Below are 16,813 nucleotides of genomic sequence, written 5' to 3' on the forward strand. Positions count from 1 at the left end.
CCCGACCCTCGAACCGGAGAACTCCATGACCGTCGAACTCACGGCCGCGCCGACGAGGCCGCCGTCGAAGACCTCGCGCCGTGCCGGCACCGCCGCCCGGCAGCACATCATGGGATGGGCCTTCGTCGGCCCGTTCGCGATCGTCTTCCTCGCCCTGCTCGTCGCGCCGCTGCTCTACGCGCTGTACCTCAGCCTCTTCCAGAACCAGCTCATCGGCGGAGAGCGCTTCGTGCTCTTCGACAACTACCTCAAGGCCTTCACCGACCCGGACTTCCTCGACGGCGCCTGGTTCGTCATCCGGTTCTCGGTGATCCTCATCCCGATCCAGATGGCGATCTCGCTCGCCATGGCGCTCGTGCTCGATGTCGTCACCACGGCGTTCGCGCGCTTCTCGCGGTTGATGATCTTCCTGCCCTACGCGATCCCCGCCGTCATCGGCGCGCTCATGTGGGGCTTCCTGTACAGCAAGAACTTCGGCCCGCTCGCCGAGATCTTCGGAGCGCTCGGAGCGACCGCTCCCGATCTACTGAGCCGCGAACTCGTGTTCTTCGGTCTGCTCAACATCGTCATCTGGCAGTGGGCCGGCTACTACATGATCATCCTGTTCGCCGCGCTGCAGGGCATCGACCCGACGCTGTACGAGGCGGCCCGCATCGACGGCGCCAACCAGTGGCAGATCACGCTGCGGATCAAGATCCCGCTGATCATGCCCGCGCTCGTGCTGATCCTGGTGTTCGCGCTCATCGGCACGCTGCAGTTCTTCAACGAACCGCAGATCCTGCGCTACCTCGCCGCCGGCGCGATCCCCTCCGACTACACGCCCAACATGTACGCGTACCAGCAGGCGTTCGCCCTCGCGAACTACAACTACGGCTCGGCGATCTCGTTCGCACTCGGCGCCGTCGTCTTCGTCTGCGTCTACATCTTCCTGTTCGCCACTCGCAAGCGCGGGAGCTTCCTCTCATGACCACCGCACCCCTGGCTCGTCGTGGCCGCGCATCCCGGCACCTGCCGCTGCAGATCCTGCTCGGCTTCCTGCTCGTCTACTTCCTCATCCCGTTCTGGTGGGTCATCGTCAACAGCTCGAAGGATGCGGCGGGCCTGTTCGGCGGGGGCAGCGCCCTGTGGTTCGCGGGCGAGGTCGACTACCTCGGCAACCTGATCGACCTGTTCTCGTACGACGGCGGCATCTACCTGCGGTGGCTGCTCAACTCGACCCTCTACGCCGTCGTCGGCGGGGTCGGCGCGACCGTGCTCGCCGTCGCGGCGGGATACGGGTTCGCGAAATTCCGGTTCGGCGGCCGCCGGATCGGGTTCTCGGTGCTGCTCGGATCCGTGATGGTGCCGACGACCGCGCTCGTGATCCCCACGTTCATCATGTTCTCGGAGCTCGGCCTCACCAACACCATCTGGGCGGTCATCCTGCCGACGCTGCTCAACCCGTTCGGCGTGTACCTGATGCACATCTACGCTCGGGACGCGGTACCCGACGAGCTGCTCGACGCCGCGCGGGTCGACGGCGCCGGCGAACTCCGCACGTTCGCGCAGGTGGCGCTGCCCATGCTGCGCCCGGCCATCGTCACGGTGCTGCTGCTGTCGATCGTGTCGTCGTGGAACAACTACTTCCTGCCGCTCGCGATGCTCTCCGACAACCGGCTCTACCCGGTGACCGTCGGCATCGGGCAGTGGCAGGGCATCGCCTCCGCCAACAACGCGGGCGGCACGTCGCTGTGGAGCATCATCATCCTCGGCTCGCTCGTCTCGGTCATCCCGCTCGTCATCGCGTTCCTCACCCTGCAGAAGTACTGGCAGGGCGGTCTCGCGATCGGCAGCCTCAAGTGACCCCGCACATCACGTCGCCCGACACCCACCCGCACGAGAGAGAACTGTGAACAGAGCCCACCTCACCGTCGACCCGCACTTCGTCGTCGGCCCCATCAACCGCCGCCTGTTCGGCTCGTTCGTCGAGCACCTGGGACGCTGCGTCTACGACGGCATCTACGAACCCGGTCATCCCTCGGCCGACGAGGAGGGATTCCGCACCGACGTGATCGACCTCGTGCGGGAGCTCGGCGTGACCGCCGTGCGCTACCCCGGCGGCAACTTCGTCTCCGGCTACCGCTGGGAGGACGGGGTGGGTCCGCGCGAGGAGCGACCTCGACGACTGGACCTGGCGTGGCACTCGACCGAGACGAACGAGGTCGGGTTGGACGAGTTCGCCTCGTGGCTGTCGAAGGTGGATGCGGAGCTCATGTACGCCGTGAACCTCGGCACCCGCGGGGTGCAGGAGGCGCTCGACGTGCTCGAGTACGCGAACGTGCGATCGGGCACCCGGCTGTCGGACTGGCGTGTGGCGAACGGGGTCGCCGAGCCGCACCGGGTACGGATGTGGTGCCTCGGCAACGAGATGGACGGACCGTGGCAGCTCGGCCACGGCACCGCGCAGGACTACGCGCAGCTCGCCGTGAAGACGGCGCGCGCGATGCGCCAGCTCGACCCCGACCTCGAACTCGTCGCGTGCGGCAGCTCCGGGGCGGGGATGCCGACGTTCGGCACGTGGGAACGCGTCGTGCTCGAGGAGACCTACGACGAGGTCGACTACATCTCCTGCCACGCGTACTACGAGCCGAAGAACGGCGACTACGGCAGTTTCCTCGCCTCGGCGGTCAACATGGACCGTTTCATCGACTCCGTCGCGGCGACCGCCGACCACGTGAAGGCGGTGCGCGGCAGCGACAAGACGATGCAGATCTCGTTCGACGAGTGGAACGTCTGGTACCAGTCGCGGTACAACGAGGTCGACCGCATCACGCACATCGACGAGTGGCCGGTGGCCCCGCGCCTGCTCGAGGACTCGTACAGCGTCGCGGACGCCGTGGTCTTCGCGAACCTCATGATCTCGCTCGTGCGGCACGCCGACCGGGTGACCTCGGCGAGCCTGGCGCAGCTCGTGAACGTGATCGCCCCGATCATGACCGAGCCCGGGGGGCCGGCCTGGCGGCAGACGACCTTCTTCCCGTTCGCGATCACCTCGCAGTGGGCGACGGGTCAGACGCTCGAGCTGAAGCTCGACTCGCCGACCTACGAGACGGCGCTGTACGGCGCGGTGCCGGTCGTCGACGCCGTCGCCACCCACGACGCGGAGGCGGGAGCGACCTCGGTCTTCCTCGTGAACCGCAGCCTCGACCAGGAGGTGACCGTCGAGATCGACACGAGCACGCTCGGTGCCGTGACCCTCGAGGCGGCGCACCTGCTGCATGACGACGACATGCACGCGGCGAACACGCTCGAGCAGCCCGAACGCGTGGGACTGCGCCCCAACGACTCGGTGGTGGTGGGCGACCGGTCGGTCGCCGTCACGCTCCCTCCCGTGTCGTGGACGGCGCTGAGGCTCCGATGAGTGCCACCGACGCGGGGAGCACCCCGATCCTGCGGGTCGTCGGCGACCGGATCCTCGCGGGCGACACCCCCGTCGTGCTGCGCGGTTTCGGCCTGGGCGGGTCGCTCAACATGGAGAACTTCATCACCGGTCACGCCGGCTCCGAGTCGCAGACGCGCCGGGCCCTGCTGCGGAGCATGGGGGAGGAGAGCTACTCGCGGTTCTTCGACCGTTTCCTCGACGCGTTCTTCACGGATGCCGACGCGGCGAAGCTCGCCGAACTCGGACTCAACTCGCTGCGGGTGCCCTTCAACTACCGCCACTTCGAAGACGACGCCGCGCCCTTCGAGATCAAGGAGTCCGGGTTCCGCCTGCTCGACCGCATCGTCGACGCGTGCGCCCGCCACGGCATCTACACGATCCTGGATCTGCACGCCGTGCCGGGAGCGCAGAACCAGCACTGGCACAGCGACAACCCCACCCAGTGGGCGGCCTTCTGGGGTCAGCGGCAGTTCCAGGACCGCGTCGTGAACCTGTGGGAGCGGATCGCGGAGCACTACCGCGGCGACCCGTGGGTCGCCGGCTACAACCCGGTGAACGAGCCGGGGGACACGCACGGCAGCGCGATCGGACCGTTCTACCGCCGTCTCGAGGCGGCCATCCGCGCCGTCGACCCCGACCACATCCTCTTCCTCGACGGCAACCGCTACTCGACCCAGTTCGACCAGCTCGGCGATCCGCTGCCGAACTGCGTCTACACCGCGCACGACTACGCCCTCCCCGGTTTCGTCGACGGCGGCCCGTATCCCGGGGTGAGCCGCGGGCAGCACGTCGACCGCGACCGCGTCGAGGAGACCTTCCTCACCCGCACCGCGTACATGCGGGAGACCGGCACGCCGATCTGGGTGGGCGAGTTCGGTCCCGTCTACACCGGCGACCCGGAGCGGGACGAGCAGCGCTACCGTCTGCTGCAGGACCAGCTCGACATCTACCGCGCGCACGGCGCGAGCTGGGCACTGTGGACGTACAAGGACGTCGGGCTGCAGGGTCTCGCCGTCGTCGATCCGGCGTCGGAGTACCTCACCCGGATCGCGCCGGTGCTCGAGAAGAAGGCGCGGCTCGGCGTGGATTCCTGGGGCTCGACCGATCACGGGGTGCGCGGGATCCTCGACCCGATCGAGCGGCTGTTCCGAGAGGAGTTCCCCGACTTCCAGCCCTACCCGTGGGGCGCGCACCGCTGGATCCACGGTCACGTGCGCCACGTCATCCTCGCCGAGGCGATGGTCGACGAGTACGCCCGGCGCTTCGAGGGAGTGACCCCGGATGAGGCCGAGCGGCTCGCCGCCGCCTTCGACCTCGAGAACTGCCTCACGCGCGAGCGGCTCGCCGACATCCTCCGCGCCGACTCCTCCGCGCGCTGAACGCACGGACGCCACCGACCCGTGGGGCCGGCGGCGTCCGCGGCGGTCAGCGCACCGGGCGGAAGAACTCCCGGATGTCGTCGACGACGAGTTCGGGCACCTCCATCGAGGCGAAGTGCCCGCCGCGGTCGAACTCGCTCCAGTGCACGATGTTGTCGTTGTCCCGATCGGCGAAGGTGCGGATGGACTTGAAGTCGTCCTGGAACACGGCGACGCCCATCCGGCCGTGGTTGACCGCGGGCTCCCGCTTGAGACGACCCTCTTCGAAGTGGTACCGGCCGGCGCTCGCCGACGTGTTGGTGAGCCACTCGAGCGACACCGATGCGACGATCTTCTCGAGCGGCACGAGGCTCGTGCCGTTGCCGAAGTTCGCGAACAGCTCGTTCCACGCCAGTTGGCCGATGGGCGAGTCGGAGAGTCCGACGGCGACCGTCTGCGGCCGCGACGCGTTGATCGCGTTGTAGCCGCCGACGGACTGGAACCACTTCATGTGCTCGAGGGCGGCGTAGTCCTTGGGCTCGAGCTTCTCGAACTCGGCGGGGTCGCCGGACGGGAACGAGAACGCCTGCAGCACGTGGGAACCGAGGTAGCCGGCGGGCTGCAGCAGTCCGAGCTCCCGTCCGACGAGGGCGCCCGCGTCGCTGCCGTGCTCGCCGTAGCTCTCGTAGCCGAGTCGCCGCATGAGGGTGTCGAAGGCGCGGGCGACGCGCTCCATCGTCCAGCCGCGTTCCCGCACGGGCGTGCTGAACCCGAATCCGGGCAGCGAGGGGACGACCACGTGGAATGCGTCCTCCGCCCGGCCGCCGTGCGCCACCGGGTCGACGAGCGGCCCGATCATGTCGAGGAAGTCGATCACGTTGCCCGGGTAGGTGTGCACGAGCAGCAGCGGCACCGCCTCGGCGTGCGGCGAGCGCACGTGCACGAAGTGGATCGGCTGGCCGTCGATCTCGGTGATGAACTGCGGATGCGCGTTGAGCTGCTCCTCCGTCTGCCGCCAGTCGGAGGCCTTCCACACGTCGAGGGCTTCGGTGAGCCACACGTTCGGTGTGCCGTAGGTCCAGTCGTCGCCGGGTGCGGGCTGGGGGAGGCGGGTGCGCGCGAGGCGCTCGCGCAGGTCGTCGAGATCGGCCTGCGGGATCTCGATGCGGAAGGGGCGGACGTCGTCGTCGGTGGAGGCGGGGGCGGTGGTGGAGGAGGTGGTGTTCATGTCTCCGACGGTAGAAGTGAAACAGGAACAGTTCTTTCCTGTTGTGTCAGACTCGTGCGATGACAGCGACGTCTGCTCGTCTTCTCGCTCTTCTCGGTCTGTTGCAGGTGCGGCAGGAGTGGACCGGACCCCAGCTCGCCGACCGGCTCGACGTCAGCGTGCGCACGGTGCGCAACGACATCGACCGTCTGCGCGAGCTCGGCTATCCGGTCACGAGCATGCGCGGCACGGCCGGTCACTACCGGCTCGGACCCGGCGCCTCGTTGCCCCCGCTGCTGCTCGACGATGAGGAGGCGGTCGCGGTCGCGATCGGTCTGCGCGCGGCCTCCGGGGTGGCCGGCATCGCGGACTCGAGCGCGCGCGCCCTCTCCAAACTCGAGCACGTGCTGCCGTCGCGCCTGCGGCACCGCGTCGACGCGATCGCGCGCACGGTCGACCGGGGGCCCGAGAACACGAGCACCAACGCTCCCGACCCGGAGGTCGATCCGGCTCTGCTCGCCGACGTGGCCCAGGCCATCCGCGCCGTCGAGTGGCTGCGGTTCGACTACCGCGGACAGCCTCGGCTCGTCGAGCCCTACCGGCTGGTCTCGTGGCAGCGGCGCTGGTACCTCGTGGCGCGCGAGGTCGAGTCCGGCGAGTGGCAGACCTTCCGTCTCGACTGGATGACGTTGCGGATGCCGACCCGCCGAGCGTTCGACCCGCGTCCGCTGCCGGAACGGGACTACACCGACTTCGTCGTCCGCGAGGTGGCGTCGACCGGATGGCTCGTGCACGCGCGCATCACGGTGGCCGCGTCCGCGCCCGACGTGCTCGCCCGCATCAATCCCGCCGTCGGGGTGGTCGAGCCGCTCGACGAGAGGTCGTGCGTGCTCGTGACCGGAGCGGACAGCGTCGAGACGATCGCGGCCTACATCGGCATGCTCGGCCTCGACTTCCACGTCACGGAGCCACCGGACCTCGTGGAGGCGTTGCGGGTCATGAGCCGCCGCTACGCCGGAGCCGTCGCGGGCTGAGGGGGCACCCGGCCGGGCGAGGGAGTTCGAACCCGGCCGGGTGGTCGCTGGCGTCAGTGCCCGCCTGGGGGGGGAAGCGGGCCTGCTCGAGCGGAATGTGAAGCGGCGCCGCTCGGATGTTCAGCGGGTCCTCCGCGATCGGCGCCGGCACCACTCTACGGGTCCGCCATAGTGAGGACAAGATGTACCCCACCCCCAGAGCGGGGTGCGCGGATGCGGTGACCGGTCCCCGTGCCGTTAGGATGGACGGGCGAGGAGACGTCGCATAGTCCGGTCGAGTGCACCACCCTGCTAAGGTGGAGAACCCTCTAAGGGTTCCGTGGGTTCAAATCCCACCGTCTCCGCTTCCGAAGCCCGCCGCATCGTCGGCGGGTTTCGTCGTTCCCCGACCGGTTCCGGTCAGCCGCGGACGGGCCGGTAGGTCATGTGCGTGACCCGCGAGGCCGTCCGCACCGAGACGCGCTCGAGCGCCTGGGCCGCGACGCCGTCGAACAGTCGCTCCCCGGCGCCCAGGATGCACGGCGTGACGTGCAGTCGCAGCTCGTCGATCGCGCCCGCCGCGAGGTACTGGTTCACCGTCGCGGCTCCGCCCGCGATGGAGACGTTCCGATCGCCGGCCGCGGCGCGTGCCCGCTCGAGGGCGGAGTGGATGCCGTCGGTGACGAAGTGGAACGTGGTGCCGCCCTTCATCTCGATCGGCTCGTGCGCGAAGTGGGTGAGCACGAAGACCGGCCCGTGGTACGGCGGCTCGTCGCCCCACCAGCCCCGCCACTCGCGGTCCCACTCGCCGCGCACCGGGCCGAACATGTTGCGGCCCATGATGGTCGCCCCGGAGTCCACGATCGCGTCGACCTCCGCGCGGTTCTCCTCGTACGTCTCGAACATCCACCCGTGCAGCCAGTTCTCGTCGATGGCACCCAGCGGCGCCTGTTCGCTCTGGTCCGGGCCGGCCGCGAAGCCGTCCGCCGACACGGCGATGTCGCTGTACACGATTCCCACGGTCCGGCTCCAGTCGACGGGTGCGTCTCGCTCGCGCTCGGAGGCTACTCGCTCACCCCGCGGTGAGGAAGTGCGCGCCGGCCTTCGCGAGGGCGCGCATCACGGGTGCATCCGAGGGCGCATCGGTCACGATTCCCGTGACGTCGGCGAGGGGCAGCACCGGGAACCCGGAGGCGGTGCCGATCTTCTCCGAACTCGCGAGCACGTAGGTGTCGCCGGCGCGGGCCGCGAGCGCCCGCTTCATGGCCGCCTCCTCGCGGTCGCCGGTGGTGAGGCCGGCATCGGGGTGCACCCCGGTGACGCCGAGCAGGAACACGTCGGCGCTGATGTGCGCGAGCGACTCGAGGGCCGCCGCGCCGGCGGTGACGACCGAGTGCTTGAACAGCCGCCCGCCGACGACCTCGACCTCCACGGTCGCGTGCTCGGCGAGCGCCGCCGCGATCGTGGGACTGTGCGTCACGATCGTCGCCGCGAGTCGCGCGGGCAGGGCGCGCGCGACCGCGAGTGCGGTCGTGCCCCCGTCGAGCAGGGCGGTGGTGCCGGGGCGGATGAGGGCGGCGGCCGTGCGCGCGACCCGCGCCTTGCTGTCGACGGCGACCGACTGCCGGGCGGGGTAGTCGGCGACCGCGGGGCTCGCCGGGAGCGCACCGCCGTACACGCGCTGGCACAGACCGGCCGCGGCGAGTTCGCGCAGGTCGCGCCGGATCATGTCCTCGGTGACGCCGAGTTCCGCCGCGATGTCCTTGGCCACGACGCGACCGTCGGTGTCGAGGCGGTCGAGCAGGATCTCACGGCGTTGTGGCGCGAACATCCGCAGTCCTCCTTGTTTGTGCGTGTTTATCCATGTTAGCGTGCGTTTCCATGAAACCGCTCCTCATTCTGATCGCCGGCCCCTACCGTTCCGGCACCGGCGACGATCCCGACCTGCTCGACCGCAACCTGCGACGTCTCGAAGAGGCCGCCTGGCCGATCTTCCGCAGCGGGCACGTGCCCATGATCGGCGAATGGGTCGCCCTGCCGGTGCTCTCGAGCGCCGGAGCGGCGGGCATCACCGACCCGCTCGCCGAGAAGGTCATGTACCCGACCGCGCACCGGCTCCTGCAGCACTGCGACGCGGTGCTCCGCCTCCCCGGCGAGTCGAAGGGCGCCGACCTCGACGTCGCGATCGCCCGGGAGCGCGGCATCCCGGTCTATGCGCGGCTCGAGGACATCCCCGGCTACGTCGCCGACGAGGCGCTCGCCGAGGTCTCGTAGCGCTCGCCCGGGAGCGCCACCTCGACGGTCAATCCGCCCGCGGGGCGCGCCCGGGCCACCACCTCGCCGCCGTGCGCCTCGGCGATCGCCTTGACGATCGACAATCCCAGCCCCGCTCCCGCGGCGCTCGCGACGCGATCGGCGCCCAGGCGGCGGAACGGCTCGAAGAGCGCCGGGACGTCGTACGGGGCCACATCCGGGCCGGGGTTCTCGACCACCAGGAGGGCCCGCCCGTCCGGCGTTCGACCCGAGGCGACGCGCACCCAGCCGTGCTCCACGTTGTACTTCACCGCGTTGTCGACGAGGTTCTGCACGAGGCGTTCGAGCAGCACCGGATCGCCGCTCGTCGGCGCCTCCTCCGCCGAGGCATCGATGCGCACCGCCGCGTCGGCGTAGTGGGCCGCCACGTGCTCCACCACGTCGGCGAGGTCGACGAAGGAGCGTTCCTCGACGCGCCGCTCCGAGCGCGCGAGCAGCAACAGGCCGTCGATGAGTCGCTCGTGCCGGGCGTTCACCTCCAGCAGGGTGCGACCGAGCTGACGCACCTCCTCCGGCGCATCCGCGCGTGCCGACGCCACCTCGAGCAGCGCGCGATTCACGGTGAGCGGAGTGCGCAACTCGTGGGAGGCGTTCGCGATGAACCGGCGCTGACCGTCGAACGAGCGATCGAGCCGATCGAGCATCACATCGAACGTGTCGGCGAGCTCTTTCACCTCGTCGCGCGGCCCGTCGAGCGCGATGCGGGCGTGCAGCCGGCGATCGGCGTCCGGCGCCTCGGCGATCCGCTTCGCCGTGTCGGTGATGCGCTGCAGCGGCCGCAGGACCCTGCCCGCGACGACCCAGCCGATCAGGACCGCGGTGACGCCCACCGCGACGAGGGCGATCACCCCTTGCGTGATGAGCGCCTGCAGTGCCTCGTCCCGCGTCCGGTCCGCGATCTGCCGGATGAGCAGGGGCCGCTGCAGGGCGGGCGCACTCGGGTCGGGCGCGGGCAGCTCGCCACCGGTGTACAGGACCGTGTCGGTGAGGCGGCGGCTGACGAGCGCGTAGGTCACCCCGAGGGCCGCGGCCGTCGACGCCAGGAACAGCACGCCGTAGATGAGGGTGAGGCGGGCACGGACCGTCAATCGCAGCCGGCTCACCGGATGCGGTATCCCACACCGGGTTCGTTCTCGATCGGGTTGGGCTCACCGAGCTTGCGGCGCAGTTTGAGGATGGTGATGCGCACGACCCCGGTGAACGGGTCGATGTTCTCGTCCCACGCCTTCTCGAGCAGCTGCTCGGCCGACACGGTGCCGCCGTCGGCGCGCAACAGCTCGGCGAGCACGGCGAACTCCTTGCGCGAGAGCGGCACGTACCGCCCGTCGCGGTAGACCTCCCGGCGGTGCGGGTCGAGCCGGATGCCCGCGCGTTCGAGCACCGGGGGGGTCGCCGCCCGTGCGCGGCGCCCGAGCGCCGCGATGCGGGCGGAGAGCTCAGTGAACGCGAACGGCTTGGTCAGGTAGTCGTCGGCGCCGAGGCTCAGACCGGCGACCCGGTCGTCGATGCCCGCGGCGGCGGTCAGCATGAGCACCCGCGCGAGCGACGAGGAGCTGACCAGTTCGCGGCACACGTCGTCTCCGTGCATCCCCGGCAGGTCGCGGTCGAGCACCACCACGTCGTAGTCGTTGACGCTCGCCCGCTCCACCGCAGAGACGCCATCGCCGACGACATCCACGGCGTGCGCGTCGCCGCGGAGCCACTGGGCGACCGCGTCGGCCAGCAGCGGCTCATCCTCGACCACGAGCACCCGCATGCACCCATCGTGCTGCACCGCGGCGTTTCGCGGGCGTTAGCGAATGCGTCAACCGCCGGGAAACAGGCGCCCTGGTGCACTGATCCGGTCGTCGGGAGGGCCTCGTCGACAGGGAGGAAGACATGCGCACCACGGAACGGGGCAGTCGTCACGCGAGACTGCTCATCGCTCTCGCGTTCGCCATGACGGTCGGACTCGGCGGTTGCGCCGCGCCCGCGGCCGACGACGACGTCGCATCGATCGACTCGGGTGAGTCGGGCGAGACCGAGGCGCCCGATGACGGCGGAACGGCCGAGGGCGACGGCGTCGCTTTCGCCGAGTGCATGCGGGAGCAGGGCGTCGACGTCGGCGACCCCGGCAACGGCGAAGGTCTCCGGATCACGATGCCGGAAGGTGTCTCGCCGGAAGAGGCGGAGGCGGCGATGGAGGAGTGCCGGGAGTACCTGCCCGACGGAGGCCGGCCTCGCGAGCTGGACCCGGAGCAGCTGGCGGCTCAGCTCGAGTTCTCGAAGTGCATGCGTGAGAACGGGGTCGAGGACTTCCCCGACCCCGACGAGTCCGGACGCATCCGCATCGAGCGCGGGCAGGGCGGCGGATCCGTCGACACCGACTTCGCAGCCGCCGAGGAGGCGTGCCGGCACCTCATGCCGGCACGGCCGGGTGGCGGACCCGTCGACGACACGGAGGACGGGGAATGACGATCGCCTGGCGCCGCCGCGCCACTCTCGGTGCGATCGCCGCGATCGGGGCCGGGGCGGTGCTCGTCGCGGCGAACGGCGGCTTCGCGGTCGGCGTCGGTGCGGCACCCTCGGCCGAGGACGACCTGCCCGCCGCCACCGCCGAGGTCACCCGCCAGACGCTCGTCGACGCGCAGCGCGTGGACGGAGAACTCGGCTACGGATCGCCTTTCACGCTGAGCGCCGCGGCCGCCGGCACGGTCACCGAGGTGCCCGCGACCGGCACCGTCGTGGAACGTGGTCAGGCGCTCTACCGCATCGACGACGATCCGATCGTGCTCCTCTACGGCACGCTGCCCGCGTACCGCCCGCTCGCGCGCGGCGACGAGGGCGCCGACGTGCAGCAGCTGGAGCAGAACCTCGCCGCCCTCGGCTACACGGGATTCGACGTCGACACCGAGTACACGCGAGCGACCGCGACGGCCGTGGAGCAGTGGCAGGAGGATCTCGGGCGGGAGCAGACGGGCATCGTGGATCCGGCGGCCGTGCGTTTCGCCGACGGTGCCGTGCGTGTCGGCGCCCGGGAGGCCGGCGTCGGCGATCGGGTGCAGCCGGGTGCCACGGTGTACACCGCCACCGGGCTGACGCGCACGGTCACGGTGGAGCTCGACGTGGACGACGAGCGCCTCGCCGTCGCGGGGAACGCGGTCACGGTCACGCTGCCCGACGGGACGACCTTCGAGGGTTCCATCGCCTCCGTGTCGAGTGAGATCGAAGCGGGCGAGGGGCCGGAAGCCGAACCCACGACCGTGCTGGTCGTCGAGGTGGTCCCCGTCGAGGGCGCGGATCTCGGGGCGCTCGACACCGCATCGGTCGAGGTCGACTTCACGGCGGAGACGCGTGAGGGCGTGCTCGCCGTGCCGGTCGCCGCGCTCCTCGCGCTCGCCGAGGGCGGATACGCCCTCGAGGTCGTCACCGATGGCGGCACCCAGCTGGTCGCCGTGACGACGGGCCTCTTCGCCGACGGACTCGTGGAGGTGTCCGGGGAGGGTGTCACCGAGGGCACGGTCGTCGGAGTCCCCTCATGAGCGCGGTGATCGAACTCGAGCGGGTGAGCAAGCGGTACCCGGGCGGAGTGCACGCCCTCCGGGAAGTCGACCTCGTGGTCGAGACGGGCGAGCTGCTCGCGATCGTCGGGCCGTCCGGTTCGGGCAAGTCGACCATGCTGCAACTCATCGGCACGCTCGACCGGCCGACCTCCGGCACCGTGCGGATCGCCGGCCACGATGCCGGGCGGCTCGACGACCGGCAGCTGTCGGCCCTGCGCGCCCAGCGCATCGGGTTCGTGTTCCAGCAGTTCCATCTCGCCCCCGGGGTGAACGCGCGGGACAACGTCGCCGACGGGCTGCTCTACTCGGGGCTCTCCCTGCCCGAGCGCCGGCGGCGGGCCGACCGGGCGCTCGATCGGGTGGGGCTCGCGCATCGCGCCGATCACCTGCCGCATCAGCTCTCGGGTGGCGAACGGCAGCGGGTGGCGGTGGCGCGGGCGGTGGCGGGCGAGCCGTCGCTGCTGCTCGCCGACGAACCGACCGGCAACCTCGATTCGGTCGCCGGCGCCGCGGTCATGTCGCTTCTGGGAGACCTGCACGACGACGGCACCACGGTGCTCGTCATCACGCACGACCGCGAGATCGCGCGGGCCCTTCCGCGCCGGGTGTGGATCCGGGACGGGGTGATCGGCCATGACTGAGCTGACACCGGCACGATTGCGGATGTCCGACATCCTGCGCACCGGGTCCTCCGGCCTGCGCAGCCGACCGACCCGTGTCGCGCTCTCCGCGCTGGGGATCGCGATCGGGATCGCCGCCATGGTCGCCGTGGTCGGCATCTCGTCGTCGAGTCGGGCCGATCTCGACCGTCAGCTCGCGGCGTTGGGAACGAACCTCCTGCGCGTGGCTCCCGGTCAGACGCTGTTCGGCGAGGCCGCGCAGCTGCCCGAGGAGTCGACCGAGATGGTCGCGCGCATCGGTCCGGTGACCGACGTCAGCGCGACCGGGTCGATCGCCGCCGACGTCTACCGCAGCGACCTCATCCCGAGCACGGAGACGGGCGGGATCTCCGCGGTCGCCGCGCAGCTCGACCTGCCGGAGACGGTCGGGGCGACGATCGGCGAAGGGACCTGGCTCAACGCGGCGACCGCCCGCTATCCGGCGGTCGTGCTCGGGGCCACCGCGGCGGAACGGCTCGGCATCGGGTCGGTCGACCACCATCCGCAGATCCTGATCGGCGGCGAGTGGTTCACCGTCGTGGGCATCCTCGACCCCGTGCCACTGGCCCCGGAACTCGATCCGGCGGCGCTCGTCGGCTGGCCCGTCGCGGACAGCGAACTCGATTTCGACGGGCATCCCACGACGCTCTACACGCGCAGTGCGGACTCCGCCGTCGAGTCCGTGCAGTCGGTGCTCGCCGCGACGGCGAATCCGGAGGCGCCGAACGAGGTGGACGTGTCGCGCCCCTCGGACGCGCTCGCCGCTCAGCAGGCGACCGACCGCACATTCACCGCCCTGCTGCTCGGACTGGGCGCCGTCGCGCTGCTCGTCGGCGGGGTCGGCGTCGCGAACACGATGGTGATCTCGGTGCTCGAACGCCGAGGGGAGATCGGGCTGCGTCGCTCCCTCGGCGCCACCCGGGGGCACATCCGGGTGCAGTTCCTGACCGAGTCGCTGCTGCTGTCGTCGATCGGCGGTGTCACGGGCGTGCTGCTCGGGGCGGCCGTCACCGCCGTCTACGCGACCGTGCAGGGGTGGCCCGTCAGTGTGCCGCTCTGGGCGGCGACCGGCGGAGTGGTCGCGACGCTCGTGACCGGAGCCGTCGCGGGGCTCTATCCCGCCGCCAGGGCCGCGCGCCTGTCACCGACCGAGGCGCTCGCCGTGCCGTGAGCGGTTCCGCTCCGGAACGCGAGATGCCCCGCCGTTCGCACGGCGGGGCATCTTCCTTGCGGTCAGCCGCGGGGCGTCGCCCGGCGCAGGATGAAGAACCCCGCGACGCCCGCGATCGCCGTGATGACCAGGCTCCACAGTGCGCTGCCGAGGAAGCCCGTCGTGGCGAACCACTCGCCGACCCGTCCCCACGACTGGGTGAAGGTGGCGAGCGCCACGAGCCCGAGCAGGATGACGGCGACGACGACGGCGAGAGCGGTCAACCCCACGGCCTTCCACCGCACGAACACGGTCGCGGCCACCGCTCCGATGAAGAAGAAGAACATCAGGGCCAGGAAGACGATGACGAAGCGCTGGAACCACGATCCGTCGCCGAAGTACAGGCTCGTGAACATCCGCCCTCCGACACCCCAGCCGTCGGTGGCCCGTTCGATCTCCCCGAGCACGGTCATCCCCGTCGCGAAGACGGCCGAGAGCAGGGTGAAGGTGACGGCGGAGCCGAGGTAGTAGTCCCGGCGCGTCACGCTCATCCCGAGAGCGAAGCTGAAGGTCTGATTCATGGCCTGGATGGCCACGACCATCATGTAGACGAAGATGAACAGGCTCGCGCCGCTGTAGCCGAACCCTTCGGTCACGTCTGCCCGGTCGCCGGGGTCGGTGACCTGGCTCATGATGATCCACCAGATGGCGAGGTTCACGAGGAAGATCAGCCCGAGGATGATCCACGGTGCGGTCAGCACCGTGTACGGGTTCGCGAACTGCAGCTTCACGACATTGCCGATGCGGGCGAACACCCCGGGGCCGTGGGTGGTGGGGGAGTCCGCGGCGTGCGCGGAGGTCAGGGTGGTCATGGCGTTACCTCGAATTCCTTCTGGGCCGTGCCGGTGATGCGCACGACGAGCTGCTGCAGGGAGACGGGCGCGAGCTCGAGGCCGGCGGCGGTGGCCGAGCGACGCTCAGCCTCGCCCAGTCCGGCCACCGTGACGGAGGCGAGGCCGCCGAGGCCCTCGCGGTGCAGCACTTCGCGCTGGGCGACGAACTCGTCGATGACGCTCGTGCGGCCGACGAGGGTCGTCGCCGAGGAGCGCAGCGTCTCGGCGGACTCGTCCACCAGCAGGCGACCCTGGTCGATGACGAAGACGTGCTCGAGCAGGTTGCTCACCTCGTCGATCAGGTGGGTGGACAGCACGATCGTGCGGGGGTGGTCCGCGTAGTCGGCGAGCAGGCGGTCGTAGAAGAGCTGGCGCGCGACCGCGTCGAGGCCGAGGTAGGGCTCGTCGAAGAAGGTCAGCGGCGCTCGGGACGCGAGCCCCACGATGACGCCGACCGACGAGAGCTGGCCGCGCGAGAGCTTCTTGATGGGGCGGTTGAGGGGGAGCCGGAACTCGTCGACCAGCTGTTCGGCGAAATCCGCGTCCCAGTGCTCGAAGAACCACGGTGCCGACCGGAACACGTGCTTCGGGCGGAAGTCGTCGGGGTAACGCTGGCTCTCCTTGATGAAGCACACGTTGCGCAGCACGCTCGCGTTCTCGGCCGGGGTGGCGCCGAACACTTCGGCGCGGCCGGCGGTCGGGAACTCCTGGCCGGTGAGCAACTGCATGAGCGTCGATTTTCCCGCCCCGTTGCGGCCGAGCAGCCCGTGGATGCGGCCCTCCTCGAGCCGCAGGCTCACGTCGTCGACGGCGCGCACGCTGCCGTAGTGCTTGCTGAGGCCGATGGCCTCGGCGATGGTGGTCATGCCTGGTCCTCGTTCCGGATCATGTCGGTGAGTTGGTCGGTGGTGATGCCGAGCTTTCGCGCCTCCTGCAGGAGGGGGGTCACGTACTCGGTGCGGAAGCCGTCGCGCCGCTTGCCGAGCAGGCGCTCGCGAGCTCCGGTGGTGACGAACATGCCGATGCCTCGCTTCTTGTAGAGGATCCCGTCGTCGACGAGGAGGTTCACGCCCTTGCCGGCGGTCGCGGGGTTGATGCGGTGGAAGGCCGCGAATTCGTTGGTCGAGGGGACCTGCGATTCCTCCTCGAGCACGCCGGAGATGATCTCGTTCTCGATCTGTTCTGCGAGCTGCAGGAAGATCGGCCTGCTGTCGTCCATCCGACCTCCGGTGCCCTGGTTGGTTACTTGGGTAATTA

The 16,813-nt window shown here is 70.2% G+C and carries 18 protein-coding genes and 1 tRNA gene; 11 read left to right on the forward strand and 8 right to left on the reverse strand.

Translation table 11 applies throughout. The features are described from left to right. The first annotated feature begins 25 nt into the window (after positions 1 to 25). From CLV46_RS01660 to CLV46_RS01675, 4 genes are read left to right on the forward strand one after another with little or no spacing between them, the layout of a single operon-like run. Positions 26 to 967, forward strand: a complete 942-nt coding sequence (locus tag CLV46_RS01660; RefSeq protein ID WP_100363189.1) for a carbohydrate ABC transporter permease — start codon at positions 26 to 28, stop codon at positions 965 to 967. Further along, positions 964 to 1,842: a carbohydrate ABC transporter permease gene (locus CLV46_RS01665; RefSeq protein ID WP_100363190.1), complete on the forward strand. Its 879-nt coding sequence runs from the start codon at positions 964 to 966 to the stop codon at positions 1,840 to 1,842. Before CLV46_RS01660 ends, CLV46_RS01665 begins: the two co-directional genes overlap by 4 nt. A gap of 46 nt (positions 1,843 to 1,888) precedes the next feature. Continuing rightward, complete coding sequence (gene arfA, locus CLV46_RS01670) at positions 1,889 to 3,400, forward strand: arabinosylfuranosidase ArfA (RefSeq protein WP_100363191.1); 1,512 nt, start codon at positions 1,889 to 1,891, stop codon at positions 3,398 to 3,400. After that, the gene (locus CLV46_RS01675; RefSeq protein ID WP_100363192.1) at positions 3,397 to 4,800 is read left to right on the forward strand and encodes a glycoside hydrolase family 5 protein; all 1,404 of its coding nucleotides are present in this window, start codon (positions 3,397 to 3,399) and stop codon (positions 4,798 to 4,800) included. Before arfA ends, CLV46_RS01675 begins: the two co-directional genes overlap by 4 nt. A 46-nt stretch (positions 4,801 to 4,846) precedes the next feature. Here CLV46_RS01675 and CLV46_RS01680 read toward each other — a convergent pair whose 3' ends face one another. Beyond that, positions 4,847 to 6,007: an epoxide hydrolase family protein gene (locus CLV46_RS01680; protein WP_100363193.1), complete on the reverse strand. Its 1,161-nt coding sequence runs from the start codon at positions 6,005 to 6,007 to the stop codon at positions 4,847 to 4,849. Positions 6,008 to 6,066: 59 nt separating this feature from the next. Here CLV46_RS01680 and CLV46_RS01685 point away from each other — a divergent pair, with 59 nt between their 5' ends. Continuing rightward, complete coding sequence (locus CLV46_RS01685; RefSeq protein WP_100363194.1) at positions 6,067 to 7,020, forward strand: helix-turn-helix transcriptional regulator; 954 nt, start codon at positions 6,067 to 6,069, stop codon at positions 7,018 to 7,020. Between the two features lie 254 nt (positions 7,021 to 7,274). Continuing rightward, a tRNA-Ser gene (locus tag CLV46_RS01690) sits at positions 7,275 to 7,364 on the forward strand. A 55-nt stretch (positions 7,365 to 7,419) separates the two neighbouring features. On the opposite strand, the gene CLV46_RS01695 is transcribed toward CLV46_RS01690, so the two are convergent. Both CLV46_RS01695 and CLV46_RS01700 read right to left on the reverse strand, forming a co-directional pair. Then, positions 7,420 to 8,019, reverse strand: coding sequence for a dihydrofolate reductase family protein (locus tag CLV46_RS01695; RefSeq protein ID WP_100363195.1), 600 nt, complete (start codon positions 8,017 to 8,019; stop codon positions 7,420 to 7,422). 52 nt (positions 8,020 to 8,071) lie between these two features. Further along, on the reverse strand, positions 8,072 to 8,830 hold the full coding sequence (locus CLV46_RS01700) for a DeoR/GlpR family DNA-binding transcription regulator (RefSeq protein WP_100363196.1): 759 nt from the start codon (positions 8,828 to 8,830) through the stop codon (positions 8,072 to 8,074). Between the two features lie 50 nt (positions 8,831 to 8,880). Between CLV46_RS01700 and CLV46_RS01705 the strand changes: the two genes are divergently transcribed. Then, a complete protein-coding gene (locus tag CLV46_RS01705) occupies positions 8,881 to 9,273 on the forward strand; it encodes a TIR domain-containing protein (protein WP_100363197.1) in 393 nt (130 codons plus the stop codon). Here the strand turns inward: CLV46_RS01705 and CLV46_RS01710 are convergent. Both CLV46_RS01710 and CLV46_RS01715 read right to left on the reverse strand, forming a co-directional pair. After that, positions 9,237 to 10,415: a sensor histidine kinase gene (locus CLV46_RS01710; RefSeq protein WP_211282123.1), complete on the reverse strand. Its 1,179-nt coding sequence runs from the start codon at positions 10,413 to 10,415 to the stop codon at positions 9,237 to 9,239. The genes CLV46_RS01705 and CLV46_RS01710 overlap by 37 nt on opposite strands. Continuing rightward, a complete protein-coding gene (locus tag CLV46_RS01715; RefSeq protein WP_100363198.1) occupies positions 10,412 to 11,068 on the reverse strand; it encodes a response regulator transcription factor in 657 nt (218 codons plus the stop codon). Before CLV46_RS01715 ends, CLV46_RS01710 begins: the two co-directional genes overlap by 4 nt. Before the next feature lie 122 nt (positions 11,069 to 11,190). Here CLV46_RS01715 and CLV46_RS01720 point away from each other — a divergent pair, with 122 nt between their 5' ends. The 4 genes from CLV46_RS01720 to CLV46_RS01735 are packed head-to-tail and all read left to right on the forward strand — an operon-like array spanning position 11,191 to position 14,684. Further along, complete coding sequence (locus CLV46_RS01720) at positions 11,191 to 11,766, forward strand: hypothetical protein (RefSeq protein WP_100363199.1); 576 nt, start codon at positions 11,191 to 11,193, stop codon at positions 11,764 to 11,766. Then, complete coding sequence (locus tag CLV46_RS01725) at positions 11,763 to 12,833, forward strand: efflux RND transporter periplasmic adaptor subunit (RefSeq protein WP_100363200.1); 1,071 nt, start codon at positions 11,763 to 11,765, stop codon at positions 12,831 to 12,833. The genes CLV46_RS01720 and CLV46_RS01725 overlap by 4 nt, the downstream gene beginning before the upstream one ends. Continuing rightward, complete coding sequence (locus CLV46_RS01730) at positions 12,830 to 13,495, forward strand: ABC transporter ATP-binding protein (protein ID WP_100363201.1); 666 nt, start codon at positions 12,830 to 12,832, stop codon at positions 13,493 to 13,495. The genes CLV46_RS01725 and CLV46_RS01730 overlap by 4 nt, the downstream gene beginning before the upstream one ends. Beyond that, positions 13,488 to 14,684 carry an ABC transporter permease gene (locus tag CLV46_RS01735; protein ID WP_100363202.1) on the forward strand — a complete coding sequence of 399 codons (1,197 nt, stop codon included), beginning with the start codon at positions 13,488 to 13,490 and terminating at the stop codon, positions 14,682 to 14,684. Before CLV46_RS01730 ends, CLV46_RS01735 begins: the two co-directional genes overlap by 8 nt. Positions 14,685 to 14,746: 62 nt before the next feature. On the opposite strand, the gene CLV46_RS01740 is transcribed toward CLV46_RS01735, so the two are convergent. The 3 genes from CLV46_RS01740 to CLV46_RS01750 are packed head-to-tail and all read right to left on the reverse strand — an operon-like array spanning position 14,747 to position 16,775. Then, a complete protein-coding gene (locus CLV46_RS01740) occupies positions 14,747 to 15,535 on the reverse strand; it encodes an ABC transporter permease (protein ID WP_245866422.1) in 789 nt (262 codons plus the stop codon). Then, entirely contained in the window at positions 15,532 to 16,422 is an 891-nt protein-coding gene (locus CLV46_RS01745) for an ABC transporter ATP-binding protein (protein ID WP_100363203.1), read from the reverse strand. Before CLV46_RS01745 ends, CLV46_RS01740 begins: the two co-directional genes overlap by 4 nt. Further along, on the reverse strand, positions 16,419 to 16,775 hold the full coding sequence (locus CLV46_RS01750) for a GntR family transcriptional regulator (protein WP_100363204.1): 357 nt from the start codon (positions 16,773 to 16,775) through the stop codon (positions 16,419 to 16,421). The genes CLV46_RS01745 and CLV46_RS01750 overlap by 4 nt, the downstream gene beginning before the upstream one ends. Positions 16,776 to 16,813: the final 38 nt, after the last annotated feature.

This window comes from Diaminobutyricimonas aerilata (assembly GCF_002797715.1).
Classification (GTDB): Bacteria; Actinomycetota; Actinomycetes; order Actinomycetales; family Microbacteriaceae; genus Diaminobutyricimonas; species Diaminobutyricimonas aerilata.

What these genes read in the sequence shown, in the direction of transcription:
- CLV46_RS01720 (WP_100363199.1), top strand. Translation starts at nt 11,191, where the DNA reads ATGCGCACCACGGAACGGGGCAGTCGTCACGCGAGACTGCTCATCGCT.
- CLV46_RS01730 (WP_100363201.1), top strand. Translation starts at nt 12,830, where the DNA reads ATGAGCGCGGTGATCGAACTCGAGCGGGTGAGCAAGCGGTACCCGGGC.
- CLV46_RS01745 (WP_100363203.1), bottom strand. Translation starts at nt 16,422, where the DNA reads ATGACCACCATCGCCGAGGCCATCGGCCTCAGCAAGCACTACGGCAGC.
- CLV46_RS01715 (WP_100363198.1), bottom strand. Translation starts at nt 11,068, where the DNA reads ATGCGGGTGCTCGTGGTCGAGGATGAGCCGCTGCTGGCCGACGCGGTC.
- CLV46_RS01665 (WP_100363190.1), top strand. Translation starts at nt 964, where the DNA reads ATGACCACCGCACCCCTGGCTCGTCGTGGCCGCGCATCCCGGCACCTG.
- CLV46_RS01735 (WP_100363202.1), top strand. Translation starts at nt 13,488, where the DNA reads ATGACTGAGCTGACACCGGCACGATTGCGGATGTCCGACATCCTGCGC.
- CLV46_RS01705 (WP_100363197.1), top strand. Translation starts at nt 8,881, where the DNA reads ATGAAACCGCTCCTCATTCTGATCGCCGGCCCCTACCGTTCCGGCACC.
- CLV46_RS01700 (WP_100363196.1), bottom strand. Translation starts at nt 8,830, where the DNA reads ATGTTCGCGCCACAACGCCGTGAGATCCTGCTCGACCGCCTCGACACC.
- CLV46_RS01750 (WP_100363204.1), bottom strand. Translation starts at nt 16,775, where the DNA reads ATGGACGACAGCAGGCCGATCTTCCTGCAGCTCGCAGAACAGATCGAG.
- CLV46_RS01725 (WP_100363200.1), top strand. Translation starts at nt 11,763, where the DNA reads ATGACGATCGCCTGGCGCCGCCGCGCCACTCTCGGTGCGATCGCCGCG.
- CLV46_RS01675 (WP_100363192.1), top strand. Translation starts at nt 3,397, where the DNA reads ATGAGTGCCACCGACGCGGGGAGCACCCCGATCCTGCGGGTCGTCGGC.
- CLV46_RS01660 (WP_100363189.1), top strand. Translation starts at nt 26, where the DNA reads ATGACCGTCGAACTCACGGCCGCGCCGACGAGGCCGCCGTCGAAGACC.
- CLV46_RS01740 (WP_245866422.1), bottom strand. Translation starts at nt 15,535, where the DNA reads ATGACCACCCTGACCTCCGCGCACGCCGCGGACTCCCCCACCACCCAC.
- CLV46_RS01680 (WP_100363193.1), bottom strand. Translation starts at nt 6,007, where the DNA reads ATGAACACCACCTCCTCCACCACCGCCCCCGCCTCCACCGACGACGAC.
- CLV46_RS01685 (WP_100363194.1), top strand. Translation starts at nt 6,067, where the DNA reads ATGACAGCGACGTCTGCTCGTCTTCTCGCTCTTCTCGGTCTGTTGCAG.